The sequence below is a fragment of the Pseudomonas sp. MF6776 genome (assembly GCF_016613125.1).
GTDB lineage: Bacteria > Pseudomonadota > Gammaproteobacteria > Pseudomonadales > Pseudomonadaceae > Aquipseudomonas > Aquipseudomonas iridis.
Map to the genome: position 1 here is coordinate 1 of NZ_JAENSQ010000027.1, position 26,853 is coordinate 26,853.

The 26,853-nt window shown below is 56.1% G+C and carries 28 protein-coding genes, 1 tRNA gene and 1 pseudogene; 23 read left to right on the top strand and 7 right to left on the bottom strand.

The genetic code is table 11. The features are described 5' to 3' along the window. Positions 1 to 125: 125 nt before the first annotated feature. The 5 genes from JJD74_RS23805 to JJD74_RS23825 form a co-directional block, all read right to left on the bottom strand. Positions 126 to 707: a hypothetical protein gene (locus JJD74_RS23805; RefSeq protein ID WP_200616962.1), complete on the bottom strand. Its 582-nt coding sequence runs from the start codon at positions 705 to 707 to the stop codon at positions 126 to 128. Next, positions 694 to 2,580: an ORC-CDC6 family AAA ATPase gene (locus tag JJD74_RS23810; protein ID WP_200616963.1), complete on the bottom strand. Its 1,887-nt coding sequence runs from the start codon at positions 2,578 to 2,580 to the stop codon at positions 694 to 696. Before JJD74_RS23810 ends, JJD74_RS23805 begins: the two co-directional genes overlap by 14 nt. After that, on the bottom strand, positions 2,580 to 3,491 hold the full coding sequence (locus JJD74_RS23815) for a phosphoribosyltransferase-like protein (protein ID WP_200616964.1): 912 nt from the start codon (positions 3,489 to 3,491) through the stop codon (positions 2,580 to 2,582). Before JJD74_RS23815 ends, JJD74_RS23810 begins: the two co-directional genes overlap by 1 nt. A 13-nt stretch (positions 3,492 to 3,504) precedes the next feature. Continuing rightward, entirely contained in the window at positions 3,505 to 4,161 is a 657-nt protein-coding gene (locus tag JJD74_RS23820) for a dUTP diphosphatase (RefSeq protein WP_200616965.1), read from the bottom strand. Between the two features lie 578 nt (positions 4,162 to 4,739). Next, positions 4,740 to 5,423, bottom strand: a complete 684-nt coding sequence (locus tag JJD74_RS23825) for a hypothetical protein (RefSeq protein WP_200616966.1) — start codon at positions 5,421 to 5,423, stop codon at positions 4,740 to 4,742. A gap of 130 nt (positions 5,424 to 5,553) precedes the next feature. On the opposite strand from JJD74_RS23825, the pseudogene JJD74_RS23830 reads away from it, so the two are divergent. Continuing rightward, positions 5,554 to 5,841, top strand: a pseudogene (locus tag JJD74_RS23830) (hypothetical protein). Positions 5,842 to 5,996: 155 nt separating this feature from the next. Here the strand turns inward: JJD74_RS23830 and JJD74_RS23835 are convergent. Further along, a tRNA-Leu gene (locus JJD74_RS23835) sits at positions 5,997 to 6,081 on the bottom strand. A gap of 108 nt (positions 6,082 to 6,189) precedes the next feature. On the opposite strand from JJD74_RS23835, the gene queA reads away from it, so the two are divergent. The 6 genes from queA to JJD74_RS23865 all read left to right on the top strand — a co-directional run bounded on the left by queA (position 6,190) and on the right by JJD74_RS23865 (position 12,293). Then, a complete protein-coding gene (queA, locus tag JJD74_RS23840) occupies positions 6,190 to 7,254 on the top strand; it encodes a tRNA preQ1(34) S-adenosylmethionine ribosyltransferase-isomerase QueA (protein WP_200616967.1) in 1,065 nt (354 codons plus the stop codon). Positions 7,255 to 7,268: 14 nt separating this feature from the next. Then, positions 7,269 to 8,384 carry a tRNA guanosine(34) transglycosylase Tgt gene (tgt, locus tag JJD74_RS23845; RefSeq protein ID WP_162184604.1) on the top strand — a complete coding sequence of 372 codons (1,116 nt, stop codon included), beginning with the start codon at positions 7,269 to 7,271 and terminating at the stop codon, positions 8,382 to 8,384. 43 nt (positions 8,385 to 8,427) lie between these two features. Next, on the top strand, positions 8,428 to 8,766 hold the full coding sequence (gene yajC, locus JJD74_RS23850) for a preprotein translocase subunit YajC (RefSeq protein ID WP_007916913.1): 339 nt from the start codon (positions 8,428 to 8,430) through the stop codon (positions 8,764 to 8,766). A 64-nt stretch (positions 8,767 to 8,830) separates the two neighbouring features. After that, positions 8,831 to 10,699, top strand: a complete 1,869-nt coding sequence (gene secD / locus JJD74_RS23855; RefSeq protein WP_042560937.1) for a protein translocase subunit SecD — start codon at positions 8,831 to 8,833, stop codon at positions 10,697 to 10,699. 9 nt (positions 10,700 to 10,708) lie between these two features. Beyond that, on the top strand, positions 10,709 to 11,623 hold the full coding sequence (gene secF, locus JJD74_RS23860; RefSeq protein ID WP_200616968.1) for a protein translocase subunit SecF: 915 nt from the start codon (positions 10,709 to 10,711) through the stop codon (positions 11,621 to 11,623). 121 nt (positions 11,624 to 11,744) lie between these two features. Beyond that, positions 11,745 to 12,293, top strand: coding sequence for a glycine zipper 2TM domain-containing protein (locus JJD74_RS23865; RefSeq protein ID WP_042560935.1), 549 nt, complete (start codon positions 11,745 to 11,747; stop codon positions 12,291 to 12,293). 252 nt (positions 12,294 to 12,545) lie between these two features. Here JJD74_RS23865 and suhB read toward each other — a convergent pair whose 3' ends face one another. Next, a complete protein-coding gene (gene suhB, locus JJD74_RS23870; RefSeq protein ID WP_008084666.1) occupies positions 12,546 to 13,364 on the bottom strand; it encodes a type III secretion system regulator SuhB in 819 nt (272 codons plus the stop codon). Positions 13,365 to 13,509: 145 nt separating this feature from the next. Here suhB and trmJ point away from each other — a divergent pair, with 145 nt between their 5' ends. The 16 genes from trmJ to hisS all read left to right on the top strand — a co-directional run bounded on the left by trmJ (position 13,510) and on the right by hisS (position 26,831). Further along, complete coding sequence (trmJ, locus tag JJD74_RS23875; RefSeq protein WP_008084663.1) at positions 13,510 to 14,280, top strand: tRNA (cytosine(32)/uridine(32)-2'-O)-methyltransferase TrmJ; 771 nt, start codon at positions 13,510 to 13,512, stop codon at positions 14,278 to 14,280. A 3-nt stretch (positions 14,281 to 14,283) separates the two neighbouring features. Then, positions 14,284 to 15,060 (top strand): serine O-acetyltransferase, encoded by a 777-nt coding sequence (gene cysE, locus JJD74_RS23880; protein ID WP_025109222.1) that lies wholly within the window; start codon positions 14,284 to 14,286, stop codon positions 15,058 to 15,060. 237 nt (positions 15,061 to 15,297) lie between these two features. After that, a complete protein-coding gene (iscR, locus tag JJD74_RS23885) occupies positions 15,298 to 15,789 on the top strand; it encodes a Fe-S cluster assembly transcriptional regulator IscR (RefSeq protein WP_042560933.1) in 492 nt (163 codons plus the stop codon). Between the two features lie 47 nt (positions 15,790 to 15,836). Next, positions 15,837 to 17,051 carry an IscS subfamily cysteine desulfurase gene (locus JJD74_RS23890; protein WP_047303011.1) on the top strand — a complete coding sequence of 405 codons (1,215 nt, stop codon included), beginning with the start codon at positions 15,837 to 15,839 and terminating at the stop codon, positions 17,049 to 17,051. 100 nt (positions 17,052 to 17,151) lie between these two features. Continuing rightward, positions 17,152 to 17,538, top strand: a complete 387-nt coding sequence (gene iscU / locus JJD74_RS23895; protein WP_042560931.1) for a Fe-S cluster assembly scaffold IscU — start codon at positions 17,152 to 17,154, stop codon at positions 17,536 to 17,538. Positions 17,539 to 17,572: 34 nt separating this feature from the next. After that, a complete protein-coding gene (gene iscA / locus JJD74_RS23900; protein ID WP_003227904.1) occupies positions 17,573 to 17,896 on the top strand; it encodes an iron-sulfur cluster assembly protein IscA in 324 nt (107 codons plus the stop codon). A gap of 8 nt (positions 17,897 to 17,904) precedes the next feature. Then, on the top strand, positions 17,905 to 18,426 hold the full coding sequence (gene hscB, locus JJD74_RS23905) for a co-chaperone HscB (protein ID WP_042560930.1): 522 nt from the start codon (positions 17,905 to 17,907) through the stop codon (positions 18,424 to 18,426). A gap of 51 nt (positions 18,427 to 18,477) precedes the next feature. After that, entirely contained in the window at positions 18,478 to 20,343 is a 1,866-nt protein-coding gene (gene hscA / locus JJD74_RS23910; RefSeq protein WP_200616969.1) for a Fe-S protein assembly chaperone HscA, read from the top strand. Then, entirely contained in the window at positions 20,343 to 20,684 is a 342-nt protein-coding gene (fdx, locus tag JJD74_RS23915; RefSeq protein ID WP_042560928.1) for an ISC system 2Fe-2S type ferredoxin, read from the top strand. Before hscA ends, fdx begins: the two co-directional genes overlap by 1 nt. 14 nt (positions 20,685 to 20,698) lie before the next feature. Beyond that, positions 20,699 to 20,899 carry a Fe-S cluster assembly protein IscX gene (gene iscX, locus JJD74_RS23920; protein ID WP_042560927.1) on the top strand — a complete coding sequence of 67 codons (201 nt, stop codon included), beginning with the start codon at positions 20,699 to 20,701 and terminating at the stop codon, positions 20,897 to 20,899. An 88-nt stretch (positions 20,900 to 20,987) separates the two neighbouring features. Then, positions 20,988 to 21,413 (top strand): nucleoside-diphosphate kinase, encoded by a 426-nt coding sequence (gene ndk / locus JJD74_RS23925; RefSeq protein ID WP_042560926.1) that lies wholly within the window; start codon positions 20,988 to 20,990, stop codon positions 21,411 to 21,413. Positions 21,414 to 21,441: 28 nt separating this feature from the next. Then, positions 21,442 to 22,590 carry a 23S rRNA (adenine(2503)-C(2))-methyltransferase RlmN gene (gene rlmN, locus JJD74_RS23930; RefSeq protein ID WP_200616970.1) on the top strand — a complete coding sequence of 383 codons (1,149 nt, stop codon included), beginning with the start codon at positions 21,442 to 21,444 and terminating at the stop codon, positions 22,588 to 22,590. 12 nt (positions 22,591 to 22,602) lie between these two features. Continuing rightward, positions 22,603 to 23,361: a type IV pilus biogenesis/stability protein PilW gene (pilW, locus tag JJD74_RS23935; RefSeq protein WP_042560924.1), complete on the top strand. Its 759-nt coding sequence runs from the start codon at positions 22,603 to 22,605 to the stop codon at positions 23,359 to 23,361. Continuing rightward, positions 23,361 to 24,395 carry a RodZ domain-containing protein gene (locus tag JJD74_RS23940; RefSeq protein WP_200616971.1) on the top strand — a complete coding sequence of 345 codons (1,035 nt, stop codon included), beginning with the start codon at positions 23,361 to 23,363 and terminating at the stop codon, positions 24,393 to 24,395. The genes pilW and JJD74_RS23940 overlap by 1 nt, the downstream gene beginning before the upstream one ends. Positions 24,396 to 24,398: 3 nt before the next feature. Beyond that, entirely contained in the window at positions 24,399 to 25,508 is a 1,110-nt protein-coding gene (gene ispG, locus JJD74_RS23945; RefSeq protein ID WP_042560922.1) for a flavodoxin-dependent (E)-4-hydroxy-3-methylbut-2-enyl-diphosphate synthase, read from the top strand. 33 nt (positions 25,509 to 25,541) lie between these two features. Continuing rightward, complete coding sequence (hisS, locus tag JJD74_RS23950; RefSeq protein WP_200616972.1) at positions 25,542 to 26,831, top strand: histidine--tRNA ligase; 1,290 nt, start codon at positions 25,542 to 25,544, stop codon at positions 26,829 to 26,831. The last annotated feature ends 22 nt before the right edge of the window (positions 26,832 to 26,853 follow it).

The window sequence follows — 26,853 nt, forward strand, 5'->3', positions numbered from 1 at the left end:
TAAGCGCTTCGACTTCAAGTGTCCGATCGAGGTTATGGACGAGGTGATGCAGGAAGCTATGGCTATGCGGCATGATGCTCCAGCTTCAATTCAATAACCGTGTTGCACTCAGCTCCTGTAACCGCCTACTCATATCCTGGTTGGATTTGTTCTACTATGTAACGAAGGCGTGGGCCTTCGAAACCTAAAAGAGGAATAAAAGTAAATTTTTCGCTGTTTCTTGATGATAAAGTCGCAAATCCCGGTAGCGGGGATATGCCTTGAATACTAGTGCTAAGGTCATAGATCTGACCTTCGACTGGCGCAGCGCTTCTAGAGTACATGTCAGGCTCAACATAGACGGCCAGAACCTCTAGTTTGGCTGATAGGGCGGCTTTTAAAATTCCCGCCCAGACAGAATGTGTTAATCCTGTAATATCGATGTAAACCTTCACGCCGGGGGCGGCATCTTTCCAGAGTGTTTGTATTTCTAATTCAGATCGAAGTGAAATAAACGATGTGTCTCCTTTCAGCTGAAAAGAGCTTTGGGTTTCATAGCATATCTCACAGATTTCTACGCCTTGAATAGTCGAGCGCCATGATTCAATGTGTGATGCACGAAGCTCCCCGGTTGATGCGAAGATATAAATACTATTCTCGACAGGATTAAATTCCCTCGCATGCTCGAAAGTATCCGTTAGAATCGGCAGATCCTTAGTTTCCCGCATAGTAAGATCCAAATAGGTTTAGTTGGTCGGGCAGCTTCAAGTCGTCGCTTCGGTTGCTTTGGGATAGAACTTCTCTTATGGTCTCTCGCGGGTATGAAATTAAACCAAGTAGCTGTTGATCTGCGAGAAGGAACTTCCTTTTTTTCCTGTGGCTAAATACAAAAAGAGCTGAAAATATTGGGTGCAGTCGATAGTCATAGTCTGCAGTATCACTCTCTGACATCAGTTTGTTGCCTGGAGAGCGAACGAGAGCTAGGTGCATGACTGCTTGATCTAATATTTTTTTAACTTGTTCAGAGGCGTCTGATCGGGCGGAATCTTGCTTTATGTGAAATTGATTTACCTCAGGTGCATGACCGTTTGCATCAGAAGCCATTACTTGAAGAATTCGACCTATGCTAAGGACAACCTTCGTAAGCTTTCCTCCCTCAACGCTAAGCCCTTCCAACTCGGATAAATTTTTCCTGCCAATATCTTCCGCTGCTTCTGTTTGGGATTTGGGAGAGATAGGCTCCTGAGGCGTCCCGTCATTTTCTACATGGCGTGTAAATGCTGCATGTACTAATTCAAGTAGGTAACGAATATTTCCATTTGCTAGAGAGACATACACGTCCCAGCCAGCGTAATACTTGCTTAAGCCGCGCTTTCCTTTTCTGATCGTATAAAGTGAAGCATAAAAATGGTTGTCCAATCTGTGTTTCCAATCACTTCTGTCTTTGAGCCATGATTGGACATTTGAAGCAAAGCTTTCGTCGCTTCCTCCGCCCCAGTAGCTAAGAAAAAACAAGTATCCCGCTTCGATTTTTAGCGCGTCTTCATGTAGGTGTTGTGGGAGAACGAGCTTTAGACGTTCTTTGAGCTTCGTTTTTCCTTCTTGCCCTAACAGTAACTCAGCCTCTTCCAGTTCTGAAATCGAAGGAAGCAGTTGTTGGGGGGTCGTTATGACTGCTCCTTCCTCGGGGAAGGCACTCGATATTCTTTGCCTAATAACAGACTCGGCAAATGCAGGGAAACGTGATTCGTTTAGTTTGTCGGCAATGTTTATGCGCGCATAATCTGCAGGTGAAGTTAATTGCTCATTTGGATTTAAGGTCGCGCGTTGTCGCCAGCCGAGTTCGCGTACACCAATTTTAAATGTATAGTTGGTGTTTGCATGTTTTATTATCGTGTTCAAAACTTTTTGCTGGTAGTCTTCAAAGTTTTCGAACTCGTCAATAAGAAAGAAGAACTGTTTTCCTTGTAGTGCAGTTGATTTTAGAAGGGCGCTGGCGAGTTCGTCTAGTGGCGCGCCTAGTGTAGATATTCTGTCTGGAGGGTTGTCTACAATAGTATTTATTAGAGATTCGAAATCTAGTATGAGATATTCAATTTCTTCAGCAAGGATGTCAATGGACTCAATATCTTTAAGTCCAAGTGTGATGGCGACTTTTTTGAGCTCTTTTGTTGGGATGTCAATTGTGGTTTTTGTGTTCTCTTGAAACCATTTCACAAAATCGAGCAGCAGTTGGCAAAAAGTTAAATTGATATAGTGGCCGAAATAAGAGCTCCATTTTTCTTCTGTTAGTTCAGCGCCTCTAAAGGCGGTAACCCTATTGGTGTTTACTCTGTAATATACTCCATAAAATGGCCATTCTTTTATGGGGTTGGGGTTGGTCGATAGTGCCTGCTGTCCTTCATAGGATAAGCCACGAAGAACTGTTGTTTTGCCTGTTCCTCGGCCGCCAATTAGCACGCATGGGCGGTGGGTGCGCAACTCTTCAAAATACGACGGCTCATTGAACAGTGAAAATATAGCTTCATTTAGCCATTCTGCTTTATAGAGGCCAAGGGTTTTGCTGAGTCGTCGGGCGGTATCTTCTTGGATTAAGGTCATTACAGTGCACCCTTCTTAACAAGCGGCTTCCAGTTGTTTTGCTGTGTATAAAAAATCGGAAGTGTTGCATCTGGACAGCCATGGCCGAATGCGAGAGCCAGTCCCAGCTTATGGAATCCCCGCCAGCAGTCTTCACCACCATCAGTATCGGGAATTCCAATTCGAGCACTTACAGAGGCTACGAACTCCGGGCCTTCTGTTTTCATGTCCTCTCGCCATATTGCTGAATCATTACTCAAGGCGCTTTGGCGCGAAGTATAAAAGTGAGCAGGAACAATTTTAACTCCGTCACACCTAATCGCGATATTTGAGCGTCCTAGCTCAGTGCATATGACTGGACAGTAGAAGTATTTAATTTTATCGCCTAAGTACGCATGGACATCTTTGAAGGAGATTTTATGTTGGCCGATAGTGTATTTGCGCTCCCATGTATCTCCGAATTGGTTTCCTGATCCTACAAAATCATCAACAAATAAGATGTTTGCGGTATTGCCACTCGCAAAGTAAGTCAGGGCGATTTCTGGGGAGACTATTCTTTCCTCGTCTAACATCAAAACATCACGGGCGAGTCGCGCAAAAGCAAAGCCGCTGTCCGCGTCTCGAGGTACTTCTCCTGTCACTCTTACAACTACTAAAGAGCTTACAAAATTTGACCATTCCGCTCTGGAATTTTGAAGAGAATTTTTATCTGAGATCACATGTTGCGAGATATTAAGAAAGGCGCTTCTGAACATCTGCTTGACTAACTCGTCGGTGAAGAAGGTGAAACCATCGAGAAGTCTTAATGCTAAAGGTAGTTCGTCAGGTAGGAAGTTTGATATCCAGGCTTTAGGATCAAAGTTCCCCCTTTTTGGCCATAACCCTGTGGTAACCATGTAGCGCCATTTATCAGTAGGTAGCACGACTTCCATGTGTTACTCCAGGTTAGGTTCTGGCTTTATAAGCGGTTTCAAGGCGTGCGTATAAATCTTCAGCAAAGGTCACAGAGTCGATTGACAACTCATCAATTATTTCGCTTAGCCAAACGTTATCTTCTCTGTTTTTCCATATTTTTATGTAATTACCAGTTTTATATCCGTTGTCCTGACGAAAAGCATTTAGTACATTTTTTCCGACGTAGGATTTAAATAGCTCTTCTGCAGTCAGACTACTTAATCTTGCTAGAATGATAAATGAATCTATGTCGAAGCTTTTTGATTGGAGTGTTGCTGCAGCAAAGCTCTCTATTGCACTTAGAATTTTTGTAGGCGATGGCTGCTCATTTAAAGGTGTATCAATTTCATATAAGGCAGTGGACAACACCTTTGCGGCATCTGGGCTAAATCGATTAGATGTTAAAGCTTCGCTCAAGCCGAAATGCCAGATGTCGACTAGTTCAAGCTTCATTTGAGGGAAGTCAATATCTTGAGCCTTCCACCATTTCCAACCCACGTGGTCCATTAACTCGGCACATTCAGTCCAAATGGCGCGATACCACGGGTTTTTTGCAGAGCGCCAGTCGTCATTAATTTTGGTGTTTATAGAGTCTTGTAATCGAAGCATCAGCTGAGCTTGGTTTTGCAGCAGTGCTAACCTTTCCATGTGTTACCTCAGAGGAGTACCAGTACGTTGTGCCGAAGAACTCTTAGAAATGATGTTATCACCCCTATACATCCGCGTCTTTCAATGCTTGTGCACCTTGCTGGTGACAAATTTCACCCGTTTTTCGAAACCATCATGCTCGCTTGAAACTAGGAATGAAAAGACGGACATATCCGCTTAAATCTCAGCTAGAGGGAATCCGCGAGTCTGATAACCCGTGTAGGGGGCCCCCCTTCAGGAGGACCCGTAAAATCTGCCGCTACGGCTCCTCGCCTGAGATTAGTCGCACACAGCAATCGGCAGATCCGGAGCTATCCGTCGCGTCCATTCGCGCTGAAGGTTCACGCCGTGAAAAGGGGCGAGGGGAAAGCTAATCCGTAGGTAGCGAAAAGGCAGTGTTCCACGTGTTCCATGTGTTCCATAAACGTCGGAGGCCACGGAATACGGGGCTTTCAGAGGCGGAACACTAAATGCGAATAACCGGAACACCAGTTACGCGGAACACGTTTGGTGTTCCGCGATTTGGTGATCCGGTTAAGGGGGGAAAGCAACACCGTAGGTATCGGCGATGCGGTGAGTCATGCGGCTAGCAACTGCTCCATGGACAGTGCATAGGCTTTATCTCTGATTGTCTTCTCGCTGATGCACGAAGCCCCATGCGGGGTTTGCAAGGGCACATAGAGCTCACTCAACGAGCTTGTCCATCCCAAGGCTTTCTCGGTGGCTTCCAAGTGTGCCGCGACGGTGGCGAATTCCTGAGCGGCCTTGTCCATGCGGTCAGCCCACATGATCCGCGCTACGCGTAGCTGGCGCTGACGAAGATCTTTCAAAACTTCTCTGATCTCTGCAATTTCCACATCCAGCTTCTCGACTTCGTTTTTCAAGGCCTGCGCGGTCGCTGCCAATCCTCGCTTGCCACGTGTCACCATTGCCAGTGCTTCGGAGGCGAGACGCAGGACCTTCTCCGCACGCTGCTCATCTGCGTCGTCTCCGTCACTGAGAGCTACCGCATAACTCGCCGCGGCTTGTTTCTCCACATACTGGGCTATCTCTTTTTCGGTTCTTTTCTGAACACGGGCCTGATAGGCATTGTGTTGCTGGAGAACCTGACGACGCCGGAAGAGGGTGGCGATTGGGTCGCCAAAGGACGTGTGGCACTCGACAGGGTTGGCTACAGCACCACGAACTTGATTCCGGCGGCGCAAATCACCGGATTGATGCACCTGATCGACTCGCTGAAAAGCGTGTTCGTCATCAAGCATTTCGGAGGGCACCGAGATACCCGGGGCAGGCATCCGAGGGCAAAATCTGTCCCTGAAACATTGGGATGGAGCTTGTGAGGAATCTCAGAACCAAAACTCAGCTGTTACCACCACCACCGGCGCCGCAAGAATGAAGAAGCTATTGTTTATTGCAGTCTTGTCGTTGGTGTCTGTGCTGTATGTCGGCTACTACGAAGCTCTTGAAGACGGGGACATAGAGACCATCCTCTTCATCAAAAAGCATCCTGCGTTGCAGATGAAGTTCTACAACATCCACGCCAACGATGGCGAGATAAGGTAAGTCGAGCGGCTTACGAGCGAGGAGCGCAAAAGGATCATCGGTTACTGCAGGTATCGGCTGGGAGTTGATACCGACTTGAGAACGCAAGATGACGTTGAGATGTGCCGAAAAAAATAGCGCTAACGGGCATCAAGAAAAAAGGGCCTTTTAACTGCCCTTTTTTAACGAGCCGATTTTTGCCTATGTCATCACCGAAGGGCGAGCGGGTCGCGCAGGCCACTTTTCTACAGACGAAAAAAAAGGCCTTGCCTAGGCAAGACCTTTCTTGATTTTGGTGCCCCGAGGGAGACTCGAACTCCCACTCCTTTCGAAAACGGATTTTGAATCCGCCGCGTCTACCAATTCCGCCATCAGGGCTCAATGGCGGCGAAGTATAGAGATGAGATTACCGTTGGTCAATCACGTTTCATGGTCAATTTTCGATATTTCCGCTAGACTTTCGGCCCCTGCTAGACGAACCCCATCATGCGCGTTGCTGACTTTACCTTCGAACTCCCTGATTCGCTGATCGCCCGCCACCCTTTGGCCGAGCGTCGCGGTAGTCGCCTGTTGACCCTTGATGGGGTCAGCGGTGCTCTGGCACACCGTCAATTCACTGATTTGCTTGAGCATTTGCGCTCGGGCGATTTGATGGTGTTCAACAATACCCGGGTGATTCCGGCGCGGCTGTTTGGGCAGAAAGCGTCCGGTGGCAAGCTGGAAATCCTCATCGAACGGGTACTCGATACGCATCGCGTGCTGGCGCATGTGCGTTCCAGCAAGTCGCCGAAGCCGGGTTCGAAGATTCTCATCGACGGCGGTGGCGAAGCCGAGATGCTCGCGCGTCATGACGCGTTGTTCGAATTGGGCTTTGACGAAGAAGTGCTGCCGCTGCTTGATCGCGTCGGGCACATGCCGTTGCCTCCTTATATAGACCGCCCGGATGAAGGCTCGGATCGCGAGCGTTATCAGACGGTGTACGCCGAGCGCCTGGGCGCGGTGGCGGCGCCTACGGCGGGGCTGCATTTCGATCAGGCCTTGATGGAGGCGATTGCCGACAAAGGCGTCGAGACCACATTCGTCACGCTGCACGTTGGCGCCGGTACGTTCCAGCCAGTGCGCGTCGAAAAGCTTGAAGATCACCACATGCACACCGAGTGGCTGGAAGTCGGCCAGGACGTGGTCGATGCAGTCGCCGCGTGTCGTGCGCGCGGTGGTCGAGTGATTGCCGTGGGCACCACCAGCGTGCGTTCGCTGGAGAGTGCGGCGCGCGATGGCGTGCTCAAGCCGTTCAGTGGCGACACCGATATCTTTATCTTCCCGGGCCGACCGTTCCATGTGGTCGATGCCCTGGTGACCAATTTCCATTTGCCTGAATCCACGCTGTTGATGCTGGTTTCGGCCTTCGCCGGTTACCCCGAAACCATGGCCGCCTATAAGGCTGCCGTCGATAACGGTTACCGCTTTTTCAGCTACGGTGATGCGATGTTCATCACCCGAAATCCCGCGCCGACTGCCCCTAGTGAATCGGACCCAGAGGAAACAGTATGAGTCGCACCTGTCGTATGTCCTTCGAGCTGCTTGCCACCGATGGCAAGGCCCGTCGTGGTCGTCTGACCTTCCCGCGTGGCACCGTCGAGACTCCGGCCTTCATGCCGGTCGGTACTTACGGCACGGTCAAGGGCATGTTGCCGCGTGACATCGTCGCCACCGGCGCGGAAATGATCCTGGGCAACACCTTTCACCTGTGGCTGCGTCCTGGCACCCAAGTGATCAAGGAGCACGGCGACCTGCACGATTTCATGCAGTGGAAGGGCCCGATCCTGACCGACTCCGGCGGCTTCCAGGTGTTCAGCCTCGGCGCGATGCGCAAGATCAAGGAAGAGGGCGTGACCTTTGCCTCTCCGGTCGACGGCGCGAAAGTGTTCATGGGTCCGGAAGAGTCAATGCAGGTTCAGCGCGATCTCGGTTCCGATGTCGTGATGATCTTCGACGAATGCACGCCGTACCCGGCTGACGAAGACGTCGCCCGTGTGTCGATGGAGCTGTCGTTGCGCTGGGCTCAGCGTTCGAAGAATGCTCACGGCGAGAATACCGCTGCACTGTTCGGCATCGTCCAGGGCGGCATGCACCAGGATCTGCGCATGCGCTCGCTCGAAGGCCTCGACAAGATCGGCTTTGATGGCCTGGCCATTGGCGGTCTGTCGGTGGGCGAACCGAAGCACGAGATGATCAAGGTGCTCGATTATCTGCCGGGCATGATGCCGGCTGACAAACCTCGTTACCTTATGGGCGTTGGCAAACCGGAAGATCTGGTTGAGGGTGTGCGCCGCGGTGTGGACATGTTCGATTGCGTGATGCCAACCCGTAATGCCCGCAACGGGCATCTGTTCATTGATACAGGCGTGCTGAAGATCCGTAACGCGTTCCATCGCCATGATGAATCGCCGCTCGATCCGACCTGCGATTGCTATACCTGCCAGAACTTCTCCCGCGCTTATCTGCATCACCTGGACAAGTGCGGCGAAATGCTGGGAAGCATGCTCAATACCATCCATAACTTGCGCCATTATCAGGTGCTGATGGCTGGTTTGCGCGAGGCTATTCAACAGGGTACATTGGCCGCCTTTGTCGATGCCTTCTACGCCAAACGCGGGCTCCCCGTTCCGCCTTTGGACTGAGTTTTCTGACCCCAAGATTCAACATTTGCAACTGGAGTGCTAAATGAGCTTTTTTATCTCTAACGCCATGGCTGACGCTGCTGCACCGGCTGCTGCAGGCCCAATGGGCGGCGGCTTCGAGTGGATTTTCCTGGTCGGCTTCCTGGTCATCTTCTACCTGATGATCTGGCGCCCACAGGCCAAGCGTGCCAAAGAGCAGAAGAACCTGCTGAGCAGCCTGCAGAAGGGCGACGAAGTGGTCACCACCGGCGGCATCGCTGGCAAGATCACCAAAGTGGCCGATGACTTCGTGGTTCTGGAAGTTTCCGACACCGTGGAAATGAAGTTCCAGAAAGGCGCCATCGCCGCCACGCTGCCAAAAGGCACGCTGAAAGCGATCTAAGGTTCCAACTTCTACTCAATCGACGGGGCGCGCAAGGCGCCCCGCGTTCATAACGGGCGGCGTGATGCTGAACAAATACCCTCTGTGGAAATACATTCTGATCCTGGCGGTGCTGGCGGTCGGTCTGATTTATTCCGCTCCCAATCTTTATCCTGATGACCCGGCCATTCAGGTCAGCGGCGCCAGCACGGCACTGCAGGTCAATCAGGCCGATCTGGATCGCGTAAGCACCGCGCTGAAAGAATCCGGGATCAACGTCAAGGCTGCCACGCTGGCGGCGAACGGCAAGGGCGGTCTGATCCGTCTGACCAAGGCTGAAGATCAGCTGCCGGCCAAAGACGTTGTGCGCAAGGCATTGGGTGATGACTACGTCGTCGCGCTGAACCTGGCACAGACCACCCCGCAATGGCTGCGCAACCTGGGCGCGCACCCTATGAAGCTGGGTCTGGACTTGTCCGGTGGTGTGCACTTCCTGCTGGAAGTGGATATGGATAAAGCTCTCGATGCACGCCTGAAAGTCTACGAAGGCGACGTCAAGAGCCTGCTGCGCAAAGAGAAGCTGCGTTATCGCAGTCTGCCGCAGCTCAATGGTGCCATTCAGCTGGGCTTCAGCGATGAAGATTCCCGCGAACAGGCCCGTGCGCTGATCCGCAAGAACTTCAACGATTTCGACATTGTTCCGGCCGACCTCAATGGTCAACCGGTGCTGCGTCTGGCGATGACCCCGGCCAAGCTGGCGGAAATCCGTGAATACTCCATCAAGCAGAACTTGACCACGGTACGTAACCGCGTCAACGAGCTGGGTGTTGCCGAACCGATCGTCCAGCGTCAGGGCGCCAACCGCATCGTGGTTGAGCTGCCGGGCGTGCAGGACACTGCCGAAGCCAAGCGTATTCTCGGCAAGACGGCCAACCTTGAGTTCCGTCTGGCTGCAGAGCCTGGCGCTTCGAAAGCCACTTCCGAAACTTTCGAGTTCCGTGAAGGCAATCGTCCTTCGGCGCAGATCGAGCGCGGCCTGATCATCACGGGTGACCAGGTAACCGACGCCAAGGCTGGTTTCGGCGAGCACGGCACGCCTGAAGTGAACATCCGTCTGGATGGTCACGGTGGCGAGCTGATGAGCCGTGCGACCCGCAGCAACGTTGGTCGCAGCATGGCTGTGATCTTCATTGAGCAGCGTCCGGTCACCACTTACACCAAGCAAATGGTGAATGGCGTCGAAAAAGACGTCGCGGTGCAGACGTTCAAGGAAGAGAAGAAGATCATCAGCCTGGCGACCATCCAGTCGCCGCTGGGTGCTCAGTTCCGTATCACTGGCCTGAACGGTCAGGGTGAGTCGTCCGAGCTGGCGCTGCTGCTGCGTGCCGGCGGTCTGGCGGCTCCAATGTACTTCGCTGAAGAGCGCACAATCGGCCCGAGCCTGGGTGCTGACAACATCACCAAGGGTATCGATGCGTCGTTGTGGGGCATGTTGTTCGTGTCGCTGTTCATCATCGCCATCTATCGCTTCTTCGGCATCATCGCCACCGTCGCTCTGTCGGTGAACATGGTGTTGCTGCTGGCGCTGATGTCGCTGCTGGGTGCAACGCTGACCCTGCCGGGTATCGCCGGTATCGTCTTGACCATGGGTATGGCGGTCGACGCCAACGTGCTGATCTTCTCGCGGATACGTGAAGAGATTGCCGCGGGCATGTCCGTGCAGCGCGCAATCAACGAAGGCTTCGGCCGGGCATTCACCGCGATTCTCGACGCCAACCTGACCACTCTGTTGGTCGGCGGGATTCTCTTTGCGATGGGCACAGGCCCGGTCAAAGGTTTCGCAGTGACCATGTCCCTCGGGATCTTTACCTCGATGTTCACGGCCATCATGGTGACCCGCGCAATGGTCAACCTGATCTTCGGCGGACGTGACTTCAAGAAGTTGTGGATTTAAGGGGCTGCCATGTTACGTACAATCAACTTCATGGGCGTTCGCAACTTCGCGTTCGGCGTCACAGTATTCCTCACCCTGCTGGCTATGTTCAGTGTCGTCACCAAGGGCATGAACTGGGGTCTGGACTTCACCGGCGGTACGCTCATCGAGCTGACCTACGAGCGTCCGGCCGATGTCACCAAGGTGCGCGAGCAACTGGTGAGTTCGGGTTACCACGAAGCCATCGTGCAGAGCTTCGGTGCGACGACTGATCTGCTGGTGCGGATGCCGGGTGAAGATCCGCAGCTGGGCCATCAGGTCGCGGAAGCGCTGCTGAAGGTTGGCGGCGACAACCCGGCGATGGTCAAGCGTGTCGAGTTCGTCGGCCCGCAGGTCGGTGAAGAGCTGCGCGACCAGGGCGGCCTCGGCATGCTGCTGGCGCTCGGCGGCATCCTGATCTACCTGGCTTTCCGCTTTCAGTGGAAATTCGCGGTCGGCGCTATCGTGTCGCTGATCCACGACGTGATCGTGACCATCGGTATCCTGTCGTTCTTCCAGATCACTTTCGATCTGACAGTACTGGCAGCGGTGCTGGCGATCATCGGTTACTCGCTGAACGACACCATTGTGGTATTCGACCGGGTTCGTGAGAACTTCCGTGTACTGCGCAAGGCAACGCTGATCGAGAACATCAACATCTCGACCACCCAGACCCTGCTGCGCACCATGGCGACGTCGATTTCGACCTTGCTGGCGATCGCTGCGCTGCTGTTCTTTGGTGGCGACAACCTGTTCGGCTTCTCGATTGCCCTGTTCATCGGTGTTCTGGCGGGTACTTACTCGTCGATCTACATCGCTAACGTGGTGCTGATCTGGCTGAACCTGACGACCGAAGACCTGATTCCACCGGCTAACACCGAGAAGGAAATCGACGACCGTCCATAAACGGCCATCGTTTTTCCAGCTGTCAGCCAAAAAAGGCGCGAGTTGAACTCGCGCCTTTTTTTATGCTCCAAGGCTGGGAGAAGCGCGGGCCCGTCCCGCATGTGATGGTCAGGAGGTTCATGTGAACAAGTCGTTGCTGGTTGGTGCGGTATTGGGTGCTGTCGGTGTGACTGCCGGGGGTGCTGTTGCCACCTACAGCCTGGTTAAAAGCGGCCCTGAGTATGCGCAAGTATTAGCCGTTGAACCGGTCAAAACACAGATCAAGACGCCACGTGAAGTGTGCAAGGACGTAGCAGTGACCCGGCAGGCGCCGGTCAAGGATCAACACCAGATTCTCGGTACCGCCATCGGTGCCGTAGCGGGTGGCTTGCTGGGTAACCAGATCGGCGGCGGCAACGGCAAGAAGATCGCTACGGTCGCCGGCGCGGTCGGTGGCGGTTATGCCGGTAACAAGGTTCAGGAAGGTATGCAGGGTCGTGACACCTACACCACGACACAGACTCGCTGTAACACCGTAAACGACATCAGTGACAAGGTTGTTGGTTACGACGTGCGTTACTCGCTGGATGGCAAGGAAGGCAAAGTGCGCATGGATCGTGATCCGGGCAACCAGATTCCGGTCGACAAGGAAGGCAAACTGGTCCTGTCGCAGAATGAGCCGGGTCAGTAACGGCCTGGTCGTTTAAAAAGAAGCACCCTTCGGGGTGCTTTTTTTGTGCCCGTATTCTTGTCAGCCGACGGATCTGTCGGTGATCACCTGATACCCAATGTAGGAGCCGCCCAAGGCTGCGATCTTTTGATCCTGTTTTTAAAAACCAGAAGCAAAAAATCGCAGCCCTTCGGCAGCTCCTACAGGGGGAATGTTGAATTTCAGGCATAAAAAAAGCACCCCGAAGGGTGCTTTTTTCGTTTCGCGAAAAGCTTAGCGCTTCAGCGAAGCCGGCAGGTGCGGCTGGATCGCCGTCAGCACTGCCTTGAAGCATTTGGTGTTGCCGGCAACGATGTGGCCTTTTTCAAGGAAGTCGTGACCACCGGTGAAGTCGCTCACCAGGCCGCCAGCTTCTTGAATCAGCAGGGCGCCTGCAGCCATGTCCCACTCGGACAGGCCCGACTCCCAGAATGCATCGAAACGACCGGCAGCCACGTAAGCCAGGTCGAGGCTTGCCGAGCCAGCACGGCGGATGCCGGCGGTCTGGCCAACCAGAGCGCGGAACATGCCCAGGTAGTTCTCGAGGTTGTCCATCTGGTCGTCACGGAACGGGAAGCCAGTGCCCAGCAGTGCGCCGTCGAGGCTGGTGCGACCGCTGACGCGCAGGCGGCGACCGTTCAGTTGAGCGCCGCGACCACGGCTGGCGGTGAATTCTTCCTGGCGAACCGGGTCCAGAACAACAGCGTGTTCCAGGCGACCGCGATATTTGCAGGCGATGCTGACAGCGAAGTGAGGAATGCCACGCAGGAAGTTGGTGGTGCCGTCCAGCGGATCAATGATCCACAGGTATTCTTCGCCTTCGATGCCGGTACCGGCGTGCATGCCGGTCTCTTCGCCACGGATGGAGTGGTTCGGGTAAGCCTTGCGCAGCGCGTCGATGATTTTCTGCTCGGCGGCGCGGTCCACCTCGGATACATAATCCTTGGCGTCTTTTTCGTCGACCTTGATGGTATCCAGGCGCTCGATGGAGCGGAAGATCAGTTCACTGGCGCTGCGGGCGGCGCGCAGCGCGATATTCAGCATGGGCTGCATGGATGTGTCACCTAAGGTTGTTAAAGAAAGCCGCGCATTCTATCAGAACTTTTCTTCAGGTGAAGGTCGCTGTTCGCTTTCATAGCTTAACGGTAGGCTGTTCTGTAAGATTTGCACCCCTTTCCTGTGTCCGAGAGCGCCTCCCTTGCTGCAGAACATTCGTGTCGTCCTGGTCAATACCAGCCACCCCGGCAACATCGGCGGGGCCGCGCGCGCCATGAAAAACATGGGTCTGTCGCGCTTGGTGCTGGTCGAGCCGCGCCTGTTTCCGCACCACGAGGCCGATGCTCGCGCCTCCGGTGCCGGTGACATCCTTGAAAATGCCCAAGTCGTCGCCACTCTTGAAGATGCCTTGGTCGGTTGCAATCTGGTGCTTGGCACCAGTGCTCGTGACCGCCGTATCCCCTGGCCGCTGCTGGATCCGCGCGAATGCGGAACCAAAGTGGTTGAGGAGGCCGGGCAAGGCGCGGAAATCGCTTTGGTGTTCGGTCGTGAAGATTCCGGCCTGACCAATGACGAGCTGCAGCGATGTCACTTTCACGTGCATATCCCCTCCGATCCTGAGTTCAGCTCGCTGAATCTGGGGGCGGCGGTGCAGGTGTTGAGCTATGAAGTGCGTATGGCCTGGCTGGCGGCACAAGGTCAGCCGAGCAAGATCGAGAAAGAAGAAGTGGCCTCGGTGAAAAGCGCCGAGCTTGCGACCATGGATGAGCTGGAGCGATTCTATGAGCATCTGGAGCAGACGCTGGTCGCTATCGAATTCCTCGATCCGGAAAAACCGCGGCACTTGATGGCGCGCCTGCGCCGGTTGTACGGACGCAGCTCGGTCAGCCGGGCGGAAATGAATATATTGCGTGGCATCCTCACGGAAACCCAAAAAGCGGCCCGTGGTGAGCTTCTAAAGCGGAAGGACTGAATGATGTTTGAGCGTTTGCGTGAAGATATCCAGAGCGTATTCCATCGAGACCCGGCGGCGCGTAACGCTTTTGAAGTCCTGACCTGCTACCCCGGCATGCACGCCATCTGGATTCATCGATTGGCAGGCATGCTCTGGCGCAATGAGCTGAAATGGCTGGCGCGATTGGTGTCGAACTTCGGTCGCTGGTTGACCGGGATCGAAATTCATCCGGGCGCCAAGGTCGGTCGGCGTTTTTTCATCGATCACGGTATGGGGATCGTCATTGGCGAAACCGCCGAGATTGGTGATGACGTGACCATTTATCAGGGTGTGACCCTGGGTGGCACGAGCTGGAACAAAGGCAAGCGTCACCCGACACTGGGCGACGGCGTTGTCGTGGGCGCTGGCGCCAAGGTGCTCGGCCCGTTCACGGTCGGTGCCGGTGCCAAGGTCGGCTCCAACGCGGTGGTGACCAAAGAAGTACCGCCGGGCGCTACAGTTGTGGGCATTCCGGGTCGAATCATCGTCAAATCCGATGAGGAGCAGGACGCCAAGCGCAAGGCCATGGCCGAGAAGATCGGTTTCGATGCCTATGGTGTCAGCGAAGACATGCCCGACCCGGTGGCGCGCGCCATCGGTCAGTTGCTCGACCACCTGCAAGCGGTGGACGGGCGGCTGGAAGGTATGTGCGGCGCATTGAAGGATCTGGGCAGTAATTACTGTGCGAAAGATCTGCCTGAGCTGCGCGAAGAAGACTTCGCCTGCGTGAAGGGCAAGGATCAGAGTCAGGCCAGCTAAACCGCACCGCTGCTGTCGCGAGGAGGCTCGCTCCCACGGGGGGGGGCATTCCAGTGTGGGAGCGAGCCTGCTCGCGAAGAACGGTAACGCGGTACCTCTGGCTGTTAACGGCCTGCCTTTGCTATGATGCGCGCGCTCTTTCGCGGGTAAACCCGACTAAAGCACTAGGTCTTATAGTTGACTTAAATACTCGGGAATTGCATACTCGCCCCATTCTGAACTCCGTGGTAATTGTCCATGCGACTGACTACAAAAGGCCGATACGCCGTGACCGCCATGCTTGATCTGGCGTTGCACGCGCAGCACGGGCCGGTGTCCCTGGCCGATATCTCCGAGCGCCAAGGCATTTCCCTGTCCTATCTCGAACAGCTTTTTGCCAAGCTGCGCCGCAGTAACCTGGTTTCCAGCGTTCGCGGTCCGGGTGGTGGCTACCAGTTGTCCCGCGACATGCAGGGCATTCAGGTCGCCCAGGTGATCGACGCGGTGAACGAATCGGTCGATGCCACCAAGTGCGGGGGGCAGGGTGATTGCCATTCCGGCGACACTTGTCTGACACATCATCTGTGGTGCGATCTGAGCCTGCAGATTCACGAATTTCTAAGTGGTATCAGCTTGGCTGATCTTGTGACTCGCCGTGAGGTGCAAGAAGTAGCCCAGCGTCAGGACCAGCGCCGTTGCAACAGCAAGGCGCAACGCCTGGACAAGATTGAAGCGTCCGCCGTCGAATGACAGCCGTAGAGCCAGCGGCACGCCAGCCCTGATTTAGGAGATAGTCCATGAAATTGCCGATTTACCTTGATTACTCTGCGACCACACCGGTCGATCCGCGCGTTGCGCAAAAAATGAGTGAATGCCTGCTGGTCGACGGAAACTTCGGTAACCCGGCGTCCCGTTCCCACGTGTTCGGCTGGAAAGCTGAAGAGTCCGTCGAAAACGCCCGTCGTCAGGTGGCCGATCTGGTCAACGCCGACCCGCGTGAAATCGTCTGGACCTCCGGCGCCACCGAGTCCAACAACCTGGCGATCAAAGGTGCGGCACATTTCTACGCCTCCAAGGGCAAACACCTGATCACCACCAAGATTGAGCACAAGGCTGTCCTCGACACCATGCGCCAACTGGAGCGTGAAGGTTTCGAAGTGACCTACCTCGAGCCGCAGACCGATGGTCTGGTGACTCCGGCAATGATCGAAGCCGCGCTGCGTGAAGACACCATTCTCGTGTCGGCCATGCATGTGAACAACGAAATCGGCACCATCAACGACATCGAAGCCATCGGCGAGATGCTTCGCGCCAAAGGCATCCTGTTCCACGTTGACGCTGCTCAGTCCACCGGCAAGGTCGACATCGATCTGTCGAAACTGAAAGTCGACATGATGTCGTTCTCTGCCCACAAGACCTACGGCCCTAAAGGCATCGGCGCGCTTTACGTGAGTCGCAAGCCGCGTGTGCGCATCGAAGCGACCATGCATGGCGGCGGTCACGAGCGCGGCATGCGTTCCGGTACTCTGGCGACCCACCAGATCGTCGGCATGGGCGAAGCGTTCCGTGTGGCCAAGGAAGACATGGCTGCTGAAAACGTGCGCATCAAAGCCCTGAGCGACCGCTTCTACAAGCAGGTCGAGCATCTGGAAGAGCTGTACGTCAACGGCAGCCTGACTGCCCGCGTTCCGCACAACCTGAACCTGAGCTTCAACTACGTTGAGGGCGAGTCGCTGATCATGGCGCTCAAGGATCTGGCGGTTTCGTCGGGTTCGGCGTGCACCTCGGCATCGCTTGAGCCTTCGTACGTACTGCGCGCCCTAGGCCGCAACGACGAACTGGCACACAGCTCGATCCGCTTCACCTTCGGCCGTTTCACCACCGAAGAAGAAATCGACTACGCCGCGCAGAAAGTCTGCGAGGCCGTTACCAAGCTGCGCACTTTGTCGCCGCTGTGGGACATGTACAAAGACGGCGTCGATATCTCGAAGATCGAGTGGGCGGCACACTAAATATAGAAGCCGCCAGATACAGATCCTGTAGCGACGCGGCGACTGACGCAGCGCAGCTACAGGGCCTCAAGAGCGGCCCTGATGAGTGAGGATTAGAACCATGGCTTACAGCGAAAAGGTCATCGACCACTACGAAAACCCGCGTAACGTCGGCAAGATGAATGCCGAAGACCCGGATGTCGGCACTGGCATGGTTGGCGCACCAGCGTGCGGCGACGTGATGCGTCTGCAGATCAAGGTCAACGATCAGGGCATCATCGAAGATGCCAAGTTCAAGACCTACGGCTGCGGTTCGGCAATCGCCTCCAGCTCCCTCGCTACCGAGTGGATGAAGGGCAAGACCCTGGACGAAGCCGAAACCATCAAGAACACCCAGCTGGCCGAAGAACTGGCCCTGCCGCCAGTGAAAATTCACTGCTCGGTACTCGCTGAAGACGCTATCAAGGCGGCTGTTCGCGATTACAAGCAGAAGAAAGGCTTGATCTGACTTTCAGGATTTGGCGACGAGTAAGGAGTCACCGATGGCTATCAGCATGACAGAAGCGGCTGCTCGACACGTGCGGCGCTCCCTCGACGGGCGCGGCAAGGGTGAAGGGATTCGTCTGGGTGTTCGCACCACAGGTTGTTCCGGCCTTGCCTACGTGCTGGAGTTTGTCGACGAGGTGGTTGCAGAGGATCAGGTGTTCGAAAGTCACGGCGAAAAAGTGATTATCGACCCGAAAAGCCTGGCTTACCTGGACGGCACCGAGCTCGATTTCGTCAAGGAAGGGTTGAACGAAGGCTTCAAGTTCAACAACCCCAACGTACGCGGTGAGTGTGGCTGCGGCGAAAGCTTCAACATCTGAGGCTTGTCGTGGGTACTCCTTGTCATTTCGCTTTATTCGAGCTGCAACCGAGCTTCCGTCTGGATCTCGAGCAGTTGGCCACACGCTACCGTGAGTTGGCGCGTGGTGTTCATCCTGACCGCTTTGCCGATGCTTCCGAGCGCGAGCAGCGGTTGGCGCTTGAGCAATCTGCCGGCCTCAACGAGGCTTATCAGGTGCTCAAGAGCCCGCCCCAGCGTGCGCGCTACCTGCTGAAGGTCAGTGGGCATGAAGTGCCGATGGAAGTCACGGTCCATGATCCCGAGTTTCTTTTGCAGCAGATGCAATGGCGCGAAGAGCTCGAAGACCTCCAGGACAGTGCCGATCTCGACGGCGTCGCGGTATTCAAGCGTCGCTTGAAAGTGGCCCAGGAAGAACTCAACGAAAGTTTTGCAGCCTGTTGGGACGATGCAGCGCAACGTGATCAGGCCGAACGCCTGATGCGGCGCATGCAGTTCCTCGACAAGCTGACCTACGAAGTGCGCCAGTTAGAAGAGCGCCTCGACGATTAACCCAGTGCCGCTCCGGTCGCACGCCTGATATACAGATAAGTCCTGATCACGATGGCCCTACTGCAGATCGCCGAACCCGGCCAAAGTCCTCAACCGCACCAGCGTCGCCTGGCTGTGGGGATCGACTTGGGTACTACCAATTCGCTGGTCGCTGCGTTGCGCAGTGGTCTTTCCGAGCCGCTGGCCGACGCAAACGGGCAGGTCATCCTGCCGTCTGCCGTGCGTTACCACTCCGACCGTGTCGAAGTCGGCGAGTCGGCCAAACTGGCTGCCGCTTCCGATCCTTTGAACACTGTGCTGTCGGTCAAGCGCTTGATGGGTCGTGGTCTTTCCGACGTCAAGCAATTGGGCGAGCAACTGCCATACCGCTTTGTCGGCGGCGAATCGCACATGCCGTTCATCGATACCGTGCAGGGCCCGAAAAGCCCGGTCGAAGTCTCCGCCGAAATCCTCAAAGTGTTGCGCCAGCGTGCTGAAGCGACCTTGGGTGGCGAACTGGTTGGCGCGGTGATCACCGTTCCGGCGTATTTCGACGATGCTCAGCGCCAGGCCACCAAGGATGCGGCCCAATTGGCCGGTCTGAACGTGCTGCGCCTGCTCAATGAGCCGACCGCGGCCGCTGTGGCTTACGGTCTGGATCAGCACGCCGAAGGCTTGGTCGCGATCTATGACCTGGGCGGCGGTACTTTCGATATATCGATTCTGCGTCTGACTGGCGGTGTGTTTGAAGTTCTGGCCACTGGCGGCGACAGCGCGCTGGGCGGCGATGATTTCGATCATGCGATTGCCAGCTGGATCATCGAGAGCGCGGGCCTGTCCGCCGATCTCGATCCAGGCGCGCAACGTAATCTGCTGCAAACCGCTTGCGCGGCCAAAGAAGCCCTGACCGATGTGGCCAGTGTTGAAGTTGCCTATGGCGACTGGAAAGCACAGCTGACCCGCGAAGCCTTCGATGCGCTGATCGAGCCGATGGTCTCGCGCAGCCTGAAAGCCTGCCGCCGTGCTGTTCGTGATTCCGGCATCGAGCTGGAAGACGTGCATGCCGTGGTCATGGTCGGCGGTTCGACTCGCGTCCCGCGCGTTCGCGAAGCGGTTGCCGAAGCCTTTGGTCGTGAGCCGTTGACCGAAATCGACCCGGATCAAGTGGTGGCCATCGGTGCCGCGATCCAGGCCGATACGTTGGCCGGCAACAAACGCGATGGCGGCGAACTGCTGCTGCTCGACGTGATTCCGCTGTCCCTGGGGCTGGAAACCATGGGCGGTCTGATGGAGAAGGTGATTCCGCGCAACACCACCATCCCCGTTGCCCGTGCTCAGGACTTCACCACTTACAAAGATGGCCAGTCGGCAATGGCGATTCACGTGCTGCAAGGCGAGCGTGAGTTGATCAGTGACTGCCGCTCGCTGGCGCGTTTCGAATTGCGTGGCATTCCAGCGATGGTCGCGGGTGCGGCGAAGATTCGCGTGACCTTCCAGGTCGACGCTGACGGTCTGCTCAGCGTTTCCGCCCGCGAACTCGGTTCGGGCGTTGAGGCGAGCATTCAGGTCAAGCCTTCCTACGGTCTGACCGACGGCGAAATCGCCAAGATGCTCAAGGACTCGTTCCAGCACGCCAATGACGACAAGGTCGCTCGCGTTCTGCGTGAACAGCAAGTCGATGCCCAGCGTCTGATCGAGGCCGTGCAGGGTGCTCTGGAGGTGGATGGCGAGCGTTTGCTTGACGCCGAAGAGCGCATGGTTATCGACCTGCAATTGCAGGAACTGGCCGAACTGATGAAAGGTACCGATGGTTACGCCATTGAGCAGCAGACCAAGCGTCTGTCGCAAGTGACCGATGCTTTTGCTGCCCGCCGCATGGATTTGACGGTGAAAGCCGCTCTATCGGGGCGCAATCTGAATGAAATCGAGGATATCTGATGCCGCAGGTCATTTTTCTGCCCCACGACAAGTTCTGCCCTGAGGGTATGGTGGTCGAGGCTGCGCCCGGCACATCGATTCTTGAACTGGCCCACGAACACCACATCGAGATGGAAAGTGCTTGCGGCGGCGTCTGCGCCTGCACCACTTGTCACTGCATCATTCGCGAGGGTTTCGACTCGATGGAAGAGGCTGACGAGCTGGAAGAAGACTTCCTTGATCGTGCTTGGGGTCTGGAAGCGCAATCGCGACTGGCCTGTCAGGCTATCGTGGGTGAGGAAGACATCACCGTCGAGATTCCGAAATATTCGCTTAACCATGCGGCCGAAGCGCCGCACTGACTGGTAAGACTGTCATGAGCTACGGTTGGAATGATGTTCAACGTATTGCAGAAGAACTGGCCGAGGCCCACCCCGGTATCGATCCGTATTCTGTAGGTTTCGTCCGTCTGCAGCAGATGATCATGAATCTGCCTGACTTTGATGACACCTCTGGTCGCGTTGGCGAGAAAGTACTGGAAGCGGTTCAGACGCTCTGGGCCGAAGAATTGGACTGATCGTCCTCGCAGGTTAGGCAATACCCAAGAACCCGCGTATAATTCGCGGGTTTAATTTTTCACAAATTACCGTTTCTGGAGTTACACCATGGCTGTTCAACGCACTTTCTCCATCATCAAGCCTGACGCTGTTGCAAAAAACGTCATCGGCGAAATCACCACTCGTTTCGAAAAAGCCGGCCTGCGCGTTGTAGCTTCGAAACTGAAGCAACTGTCCAAAGCTGAAGCTGAAGGCTTCTACGCTGAGCACAGCGCTCGTGGTTTCTTCGGCGACCTGGTTTCCTTCATGATCTCCGGTCCTGTTGTTGTTCAGGTTCTGGAAGGCGAAAACGCTATCGCTCTGAACCGTGAGCTGATGGGCGCTACCAACCCTAAAGAAGCTGCTGCCGGTACCATCCGCGCTGATTTCGCTGATTCCATCGACGCCAACGCTGTTCACGGTTCGGACTCCGAAGCCGCAGCTGCTCGTGAAATCTCGTACTTCTTCGCAGCTACTGAAGTAACCACTCGCTAAGCATTGGCTTAAGAGTGAAGGTGAATCCATGACTACATCGACTGTTAAAACCAACCTGCTGGGTCTGACCCAGCCGGAAATGGAAAAATTCTTCGACTCAATCGGGGAGAAGCGTTTCCGTGCCGGTCAGGTAATGAAATGGATTCACCACTTTGGCGTCGATGATTTCGACGCCATGACGAACGTCAGCAAGGCCTTGCGCGACAAGCTCAAGGTTATTGCCGAGGTCCGTGGTCCCGAAGTTGTCAGCGAGGACATCTCCACCGACGGCACCCGTAAGTGGGTGGTGCGCGTGGCGTCCGGCAGCTGTGTCGAGACCGTGTACATTCCCCAGGGCAAACGCGGCACGTTGTGCGTTTCGTCCCAGGCAGGCTGTGCCCTGGACTGCAGTTTCTGCTCCACCGGCAAGCAAGGCTTCAATAGCAACCTCACCGCCGCCGAAGTCATCGGTCAGGTGTGGATTGCCAACAAATCTTTCGGCAGCGTCCCGGCGACCGTCGACCGTGCCATCACCAACGTGGTGATGATGGGCATGGGTGAGCCGCTGCTGAACTTCGACAACGTCGTCGCCGCCATGCATCTGATGATGGATGACCTCGGGTACGGGATCTCCAAGCGCCGCGTGACCCTGTCCACGTCGGGTGTGGTGCCGATGATCGATGAGCTGTCCAAGCACATCGACGTATCCCTGGCGTTGTCCCTGCACGCACCGAATGACGCATTGCGTAACCAATTGGTGCCGATCAACAAGAAATATCCGCTTAAGATGCTGCTCGAGTCGTGCCAGCGCTACATGTCGTCCCTGGGCGAGAAGCGCGTGCTGACCATCGAGTACACCTTGCTCAAGGACATCAACGACAAAGTCGAGCATGCCGTTGAGATGGTCGAGTTGCTGAAAGACATTCCATGCAAGATCAATCTGATTCCGTTCAACCCGTTCCCGCACTCCGGGTACGAGCGGCCTAGCAACAACGCTATCCGCCGGTTCCAGGATCAACTGCATCAGGCAGGCTTCAACGTCACTGTGCGCACCACCCGTGGTGAAGACATCGACGCGGCTTGTGGACAATTGGTAGGACAGGTGCTGGATCGCACCCGTCGCAGCGAACGTTACATTGCCGTGCGGGAATTGAACGCCGAAGGCGATCTGGCGCAGAACGCCGCGAATACAAACTAAGAGAGGATCTCTATGTCCCTGCGCTTTGCGCTGCTGTTGCTGTTGGCCAGCCTGAGTGCTGGCTGTGTCCTGTCGGGTGACTACAACCCGATGAAGACCAGCAAGGGCCGCGATGAAGCGCGAGCCGCTTATGTGCAGTTGGGGCTGGGGTATTTGCAGCAGGGCATGACCGAGCGCGCCAAGGTGCCGCTGAAAAAGGCCCTGGATCTGGACAGCTCTGACCCGGACGCCAATGCTGCGCTCGGTCTGGTGTTCCAGGCCGAGATGGAGCCTGCACTTGCTGACGAACACTTCCGCAAGGCCTTGTCTTCACGTCCCGCCGATGCCCGCACCCTCAACAACTACGGCAGTTTTCTCTACGAAGAACAGCGTTACAAGGAAGCCTACGAGCGTTTTGAACAGGCCGCCGCCGATACCCTGTATCCTGAGCGCTCGCGCGTATTCGAGAGCCTCGGCATGACGGCGGCAAAGCTCGGCCAGCGTGATCTGGCGCAACAGCAACTGGAAAAAGCCCTGCGGTTGAATCGTCAACAACCGCGCGCATTGCTGGAAATGGCTGAGTTGTCCTTCGAAGACAGGCATTATGTGCCCGCACGTGACTATTACGACCGTTTCAGCCTGCTAACCGAACAAAATGCACGTAGTCTATTGCTCGGCGTTCGGCTGGCGAAAGTGTTTGAAGATCGCGACAAGGCAGCCAGTTATGGCCTGCAATTAAAACGACTCTATCCCGGTACGCCGGAATATCAGCAATACCTGTCGGAGCAATGATGAAAGCGGCGCATCCCGAAGTTGTAGCAGCGAATCGCGTTAACCCCGGTGAGACCTTGCGCCAGGCCCGCGAAAGCAATGGCTGGTCGCTGGCCGAAGTGGCCCTCAAGCTCAACCTCACCGTGACGTCCCTGAGCAATCTTGAAGCCGGCGCTTTCGACAAGCTGCCGGGGCACACCTTCGCTCGCGGCTATATTCGCGCCTATGCCAAGTTGCTCGGCATGGACCAGACCGCTCTGGTTCAGCAATTTGACCAGTCCACCGGCACCGATTCCCAGGGCAGCAACGTGCATGCGCTGGGTCGTATCGAAGAGCCGGTGCGGGTTTCCCACACCATTTTGCGCATCGTCAGCCTGCTGTTGCTGATCGCGGTCATCGGTGGCGGTTTCGTCTGGTGGCAGGATCAGACTTCGCAGCGCACCAAAGACCTGACCAGCCTCGCCCCTGAGCACGTCGAAGTCGAAGGCGCCGACGGCACCACGCAGATTCACCCGATTGACGAGCCGGAAGACCAGGCCGTTGCCGAAGGTCAGGCCGAAGGCACGACTGATTTGGCGTTGCCGCAATCGGAAACCACCGCTGAATCCACTGGCGCCGAGCCTGCTGCTCCGGCAACCGCTCCAGCAGCACCGGCCGCGACGCCAACTGCACCGGTTCACACGCCGGCTCCGGTTGTCGCTGCGCCGGCCACGCCGACAGCGAATGCTCCGGCTACTCCTGCGCCGACCGTTGCCGCTCCGGTGGCTCCTGCGACGCCAGCGCCAACCGCGCAAGCGGCTGCGCCAGTTGCGGGTCAAGGTCAGGTTTCTGTGCAATTCGTTGCTGATTGCTGGACGCAGGTCGCCGATGGCACCGGCAAGATTCTGTTCAGTGGCCTCAAGCGTAAAGGCGATAGCCTGTCTGTTGCCGGCAAACCACCGTTTGCCGTACGACTGGGCTATGCCCGTGGCGCACAGGTCAGCTACAACGGCCAGTCGGTCGATATCGCTCCGTTCACCAGTGGCGAGACTGCTCGCCTGAAGTTGGGTCAATAAGTCATGCACGGCGAATCTCCAATCAAACGTCGCGTTTCGCGCAAGATCTGGGTCGGCAACGTACCGGTAGGCGGCGATGCGCCTATCGCTGTGCAGAGCATGACCAACAGCGACACCAATGACGTAGCCGCCACCGTTGCGCAAATCAATCGTCTGGAAGCGGCCGGCGTCGACATCGTTCGCGTTTCGGTGCCGGACATGGACGCCGCCGAGGCATTCGGCAAGATCAAGCAATTGGTCAAGGTGCCGCTGGTTGCCGACATTCACTTCGACTACAAGATCGCATTGCGCGTAGCCGAACTGGGTGTGGACTGCCTGCGTATCAACCCGGGCAACATCGGTCGCGAAGATCGCGTGCGTGCAGTGGTTGATGCCGCTCGTGACCGCGGTATCCCGATTCGCATCGGCGTCAACGCCGGCTCGCTGGAAAAAGACCTGCAAAAGAAATACGGCGAGCCCACTCCGGCGGCGCTGGTCGAATCGGCCCTGCGCCACGTTGAGCACCTCGAACGCCTGAATTTCCAGGACTTCAAAGTCAGTGTGAAGGCCTCCGACGTGTTCATGGCCGTCGAAGCCTACCGCTTGCTGGCGAAAGAAATCGTCCAGCCGCTGCACCTGGGCATCACCGAAGCGGGTGGATTGCGTTCTGGCACGGTGAAATCCGCCGTGGGCCTAGGTATGCTGCTCGCCGAGGGGATTGGCGATACTATCCGCATCTCGCTGGCGGCCGACCCGGTCGAGGAAGTGAAGGTCGGTTACGACATTCTCAAGTCTTTGCATTTGCGTTCCCGTGGCATCAACTTCATCGCCTGCCCGAGCTGCTCGCGGCAGAACTTCGATGTGGTCAAGACCATGAACGAGCTGGAAGGGCGCCTTGAAGACCTGCTGGTGCCGCTGGATGTCGCGGTGATCGGTTGTGTGGTCAACGGCCCCGGCGAAGCCAAGGAAGCCCACATCGGCTTGACCGGCGGCACGCCAAACCTGATTTACATCGACGGCAAGCCGGCGCAGAAACTGACGAATGAAAATCTGGTGGATCACCTGGAAAAGCTGATCCGCCAGAAAGCGGCCGAAAAGGTCGAAGCTGACGCAGCGGTTATCGCGCGCGGCTGAGCCTACAGAGCCGAACGAATTTAAGGATTTAAAGTGAGCAAGTCATTGCAAGCCATTCGTGGCATGAACGACATCCTGCCCGAACAGACCCCGCTGTGGCGTTATTTCGAGGGCACTGTTGCGCGTCTGCTGGATAACTACGGTTACAAGCAGATCCGCATGCCGATCGTCGAGTTCACCGAGCTGTTCAAACGCTCGATCGGTGAAGTGACCGACATCGTCGAAAAAGAGATGTACACCTTCGAAGACCGCAACGGCGACTCCCTGACCCTGCGTCCGGAAGGCACCGCGGCGTGCGTACGTGCTGTGCTTGAGCACGGCATCACGGGCGGTGGCCAGGTGCAGAAACTCTGGTACATCGGGCCGATGTTCCGCCATGAGCGTCCGCAGAAAGGCCGTTATCGCCAGTTCCACCAGATCGGTCTGGAGGTGTTCAATCTCGACGGTCCGGACATCGACGCCGAGCTGATCACCATGACCTGGCGCCTGTGGGGCGAGCTGGGCATCCGTGATGCGGTCAAACTCGAACTCAACAGCCTCGGCACCAGCGAGTCCCGTGGTCGCTACCGTGAAGCACTGGTCGAGTATCTCTCGGCGCATCACGACAAGCTCGACGAAGACAGCCAGCGTCGCCTGAAAACCAACCCGCTGCGCGTGCTCGACACCAAAAATGCCGACACCCAGGCCGTGCTGGTCGATGCGCCGAAAATGGCCGACTACCTGGACGACGAGTCCCGTGCACACTTTGAAGGCTTGAAGGCCCGTCTGGATGCCGTCGGCATTCCGTACGTGCTCAACCCGAAGCTGGTACGCGGCCTCGATTACTACAGCAAAACCGTTTTCGAATGGGTCACCGACAAGCTCGGCGCCCAGGGCACTGTTTGCGCGGGCGGTCGTTACGACGGCTTGGTCGAGCAAATGGGCGGCAAGCCGACCACCGGCGTTGGTTTCGCCATGGGCATCGAACGTCTGGTGCTGATGCTCGAGACCCTCGAGCAGATCCCGAAAGAGATTTCCCGTCAGGTCGACGTCTACCTCTGCGCCTTCGGTGAAGAAGCCGAGCTGGCCGGTCTGGCTTTGGCCGAGCGTGTACGTGATCAGCTTCCAAACCTGCGTCTGCAAGTCAATGCCGGCGCTGGCAGCTTCAAAAGCCAGTTCAAGAAGGCCGACAAGAGCGGTGCGCTGTACGCACTGATCCTCGGTGACGACGAAATGGCCCAGCAAGTGGTAGGTTTCAAACCCCTGCGTGGCCAGGGCGAACAACAAAGCATTGCCTGGGATGCGCTTGCCGCTCACCTGGCCACCTGCGTCGTGCAGGGTTGAAGCTGTCCTAACAGCCGATTTA

Excerpts from the sequence above, each read along its gene's own strand:
- JJD74_RS23805 (WP_200616962.1), bottom strand. The coding sequence starts at position 707 with ATGCGGGAAACTAAGGATCTGCCGATTCTAACGGATACTTTCGAGCAT.
- JJD74_RS23810 (WP_200616963.1), bottom strand. The coding sequence starts at position 2,580 with ATGACCTTAATCCAAGAAGATACCGCCCGACGACTCAGCAAAACCCTT.
- JJD74_RS23815 (WP_200616964.1), bottom strand. The coding sequence starts at position 3,491 with ATGGAAGTCGTGCTACCTACTGATAAATGGCGCTACATGGTTACCACA.
- JJD74_RS23820 (WP_200616965.1), bottom strand. The coding sequence starts at position 4,161 with ATGGAAAGGTTAGCACTGCTGCAAAACCAAGCTCAGCTGATGCTTCGA.
- JJD74_RS23825 (WP_200616966.1), bottom strand. The coding sequence starts at position 5,423 with ATGCTTGATGACGAACACGCTTTTCAGCGAGTCGATCAGGTGCATCAA.
- queA (WP_200616967.1), top strand. The coding sequence starts at position 6,190 with ATGCGCGTTGCTGACTTTACCTTCGAACTCCCTGATTCGCTGATCGCC.
- tgt (WP_162184604.1), top strand. The coding sequence starts at position 7,269 with ATGTCCTTCGAGCTGCTTGCCACCGATGGCAAGGCCCGTCGTGGTCGT.
- yajC (WP_007916913.1), top strand. The coding sequence starts at position 8,428 with ATGAGCTTTTTTATCTCTAACGCCATGGCTGACGCTGCTGCACCGGCT.
- secD (WP_042560937.1), top strand. The coding sequence starts at position 8,831 with ATGCTGAACAAATACCCTCTGTGGAAATACATTCTGATCCTGGCGGTG.
- secF (WP_200616968.1), top strand. The coding sequence starts at position 10,709 with ATGTTACGTACAATCAACTTCATGGGCGTTCGCAACTTCGCGTTCGGC.
- suhB (WP_008084666.1), bottom strand. The coding sequence starts at position 13,364 with ATGCAGCCCATGCTGAATATCGCGCTGCGCGCCGCCCGCAGCGCCAGT.
- cysE (WP_025109222.1), top strand. The coding sequence starts at position 14,284 with ATGTTTGAGCGTTTGCGTGAAGATATCCAGAGCGTATTCCATCGAGAC.
- iscR (WP_042560933.1), top strand. The coding sequence starts at position 15,298 with ATGCGACTGACTACAAAAGGCCGATACGCCGTGACCGCCATGCTTGAT.
- JJD74_RS23890 (WP_047303011.1), top strand. The coding sequence starts at position 15,837 with ATGAAATTGCCGATTTACCTTGATTACTCTGCGACCACACCGGTCGAT.
- iscU (WP_042560931.1), top strand. The coding sequence starts at position 17,152 with ATGGCTTACAGCGAAAAGGTCATCGACCACTACGAAAACCCGCGTAAC.
- iscA (WP_003227904.1), top strand. The coding sequence starts at position 17,573 with ATGGCTATCAGCATGACAGAAGCGGCTGCTCGACACGTGCGGCGCTCC.
- hscA (WP_200616969.1), top strand. The coding sequence starts at position 18,478 with ATGGCCCTACTGCAGATCGCCGAACCCGGCCAAAGTCCTCAACCGCAC.
- fdx (WP_042560928.1), top strand. The coding sequence starts at position 20,343 with ATGCCGCAGGTCATTTTTCTGCCCCACGACAAGTTCTGCCCTGAGGGT.
- iscX (WP_042560927.1), top strand. The coding sequence starts at position 20,699 with ATGAGCTACGGTTGGAATGATGTTCAACGTATTGCAGAAGAACTGGCC.
- ndk (WP_042560926.1), top strand. The coding sequence starts at position 20,988 with ATGGCTGTTCAACGCACTTTCTCCATCATCAAGCCTGACGCTGTTGCA.
- rlmN (WP_200616970.1), top strand. The coding sequence starts at position 21,442 with ATGACTACATCGACTGTTAAAACCAACCTGCTGGGTCTGACCCAGCCG.
- pilW (WP_042560924.1), top strand. The coding sequence starts at position 22,603 with ATGTCCCTGCGCTTTGCGCTGCTGTTGCTGTTGGCCAGCCTGAGTGCT.
- JJD74_RS23940 (WP_200616971.1), top strand. The coding sequence starts at position 23,361 with ATGAAAGCGGCGCATCCCGAAGTTGTAGCAGCGAATCGCGTTAACCCC.
- ispG (WP_042560922.1), top strand. The coding sequence starts at position 24,399 with ATGCACGGCGAATCTCCAATCAAACGTCGCGTTTCGCGCAAGATCTGG.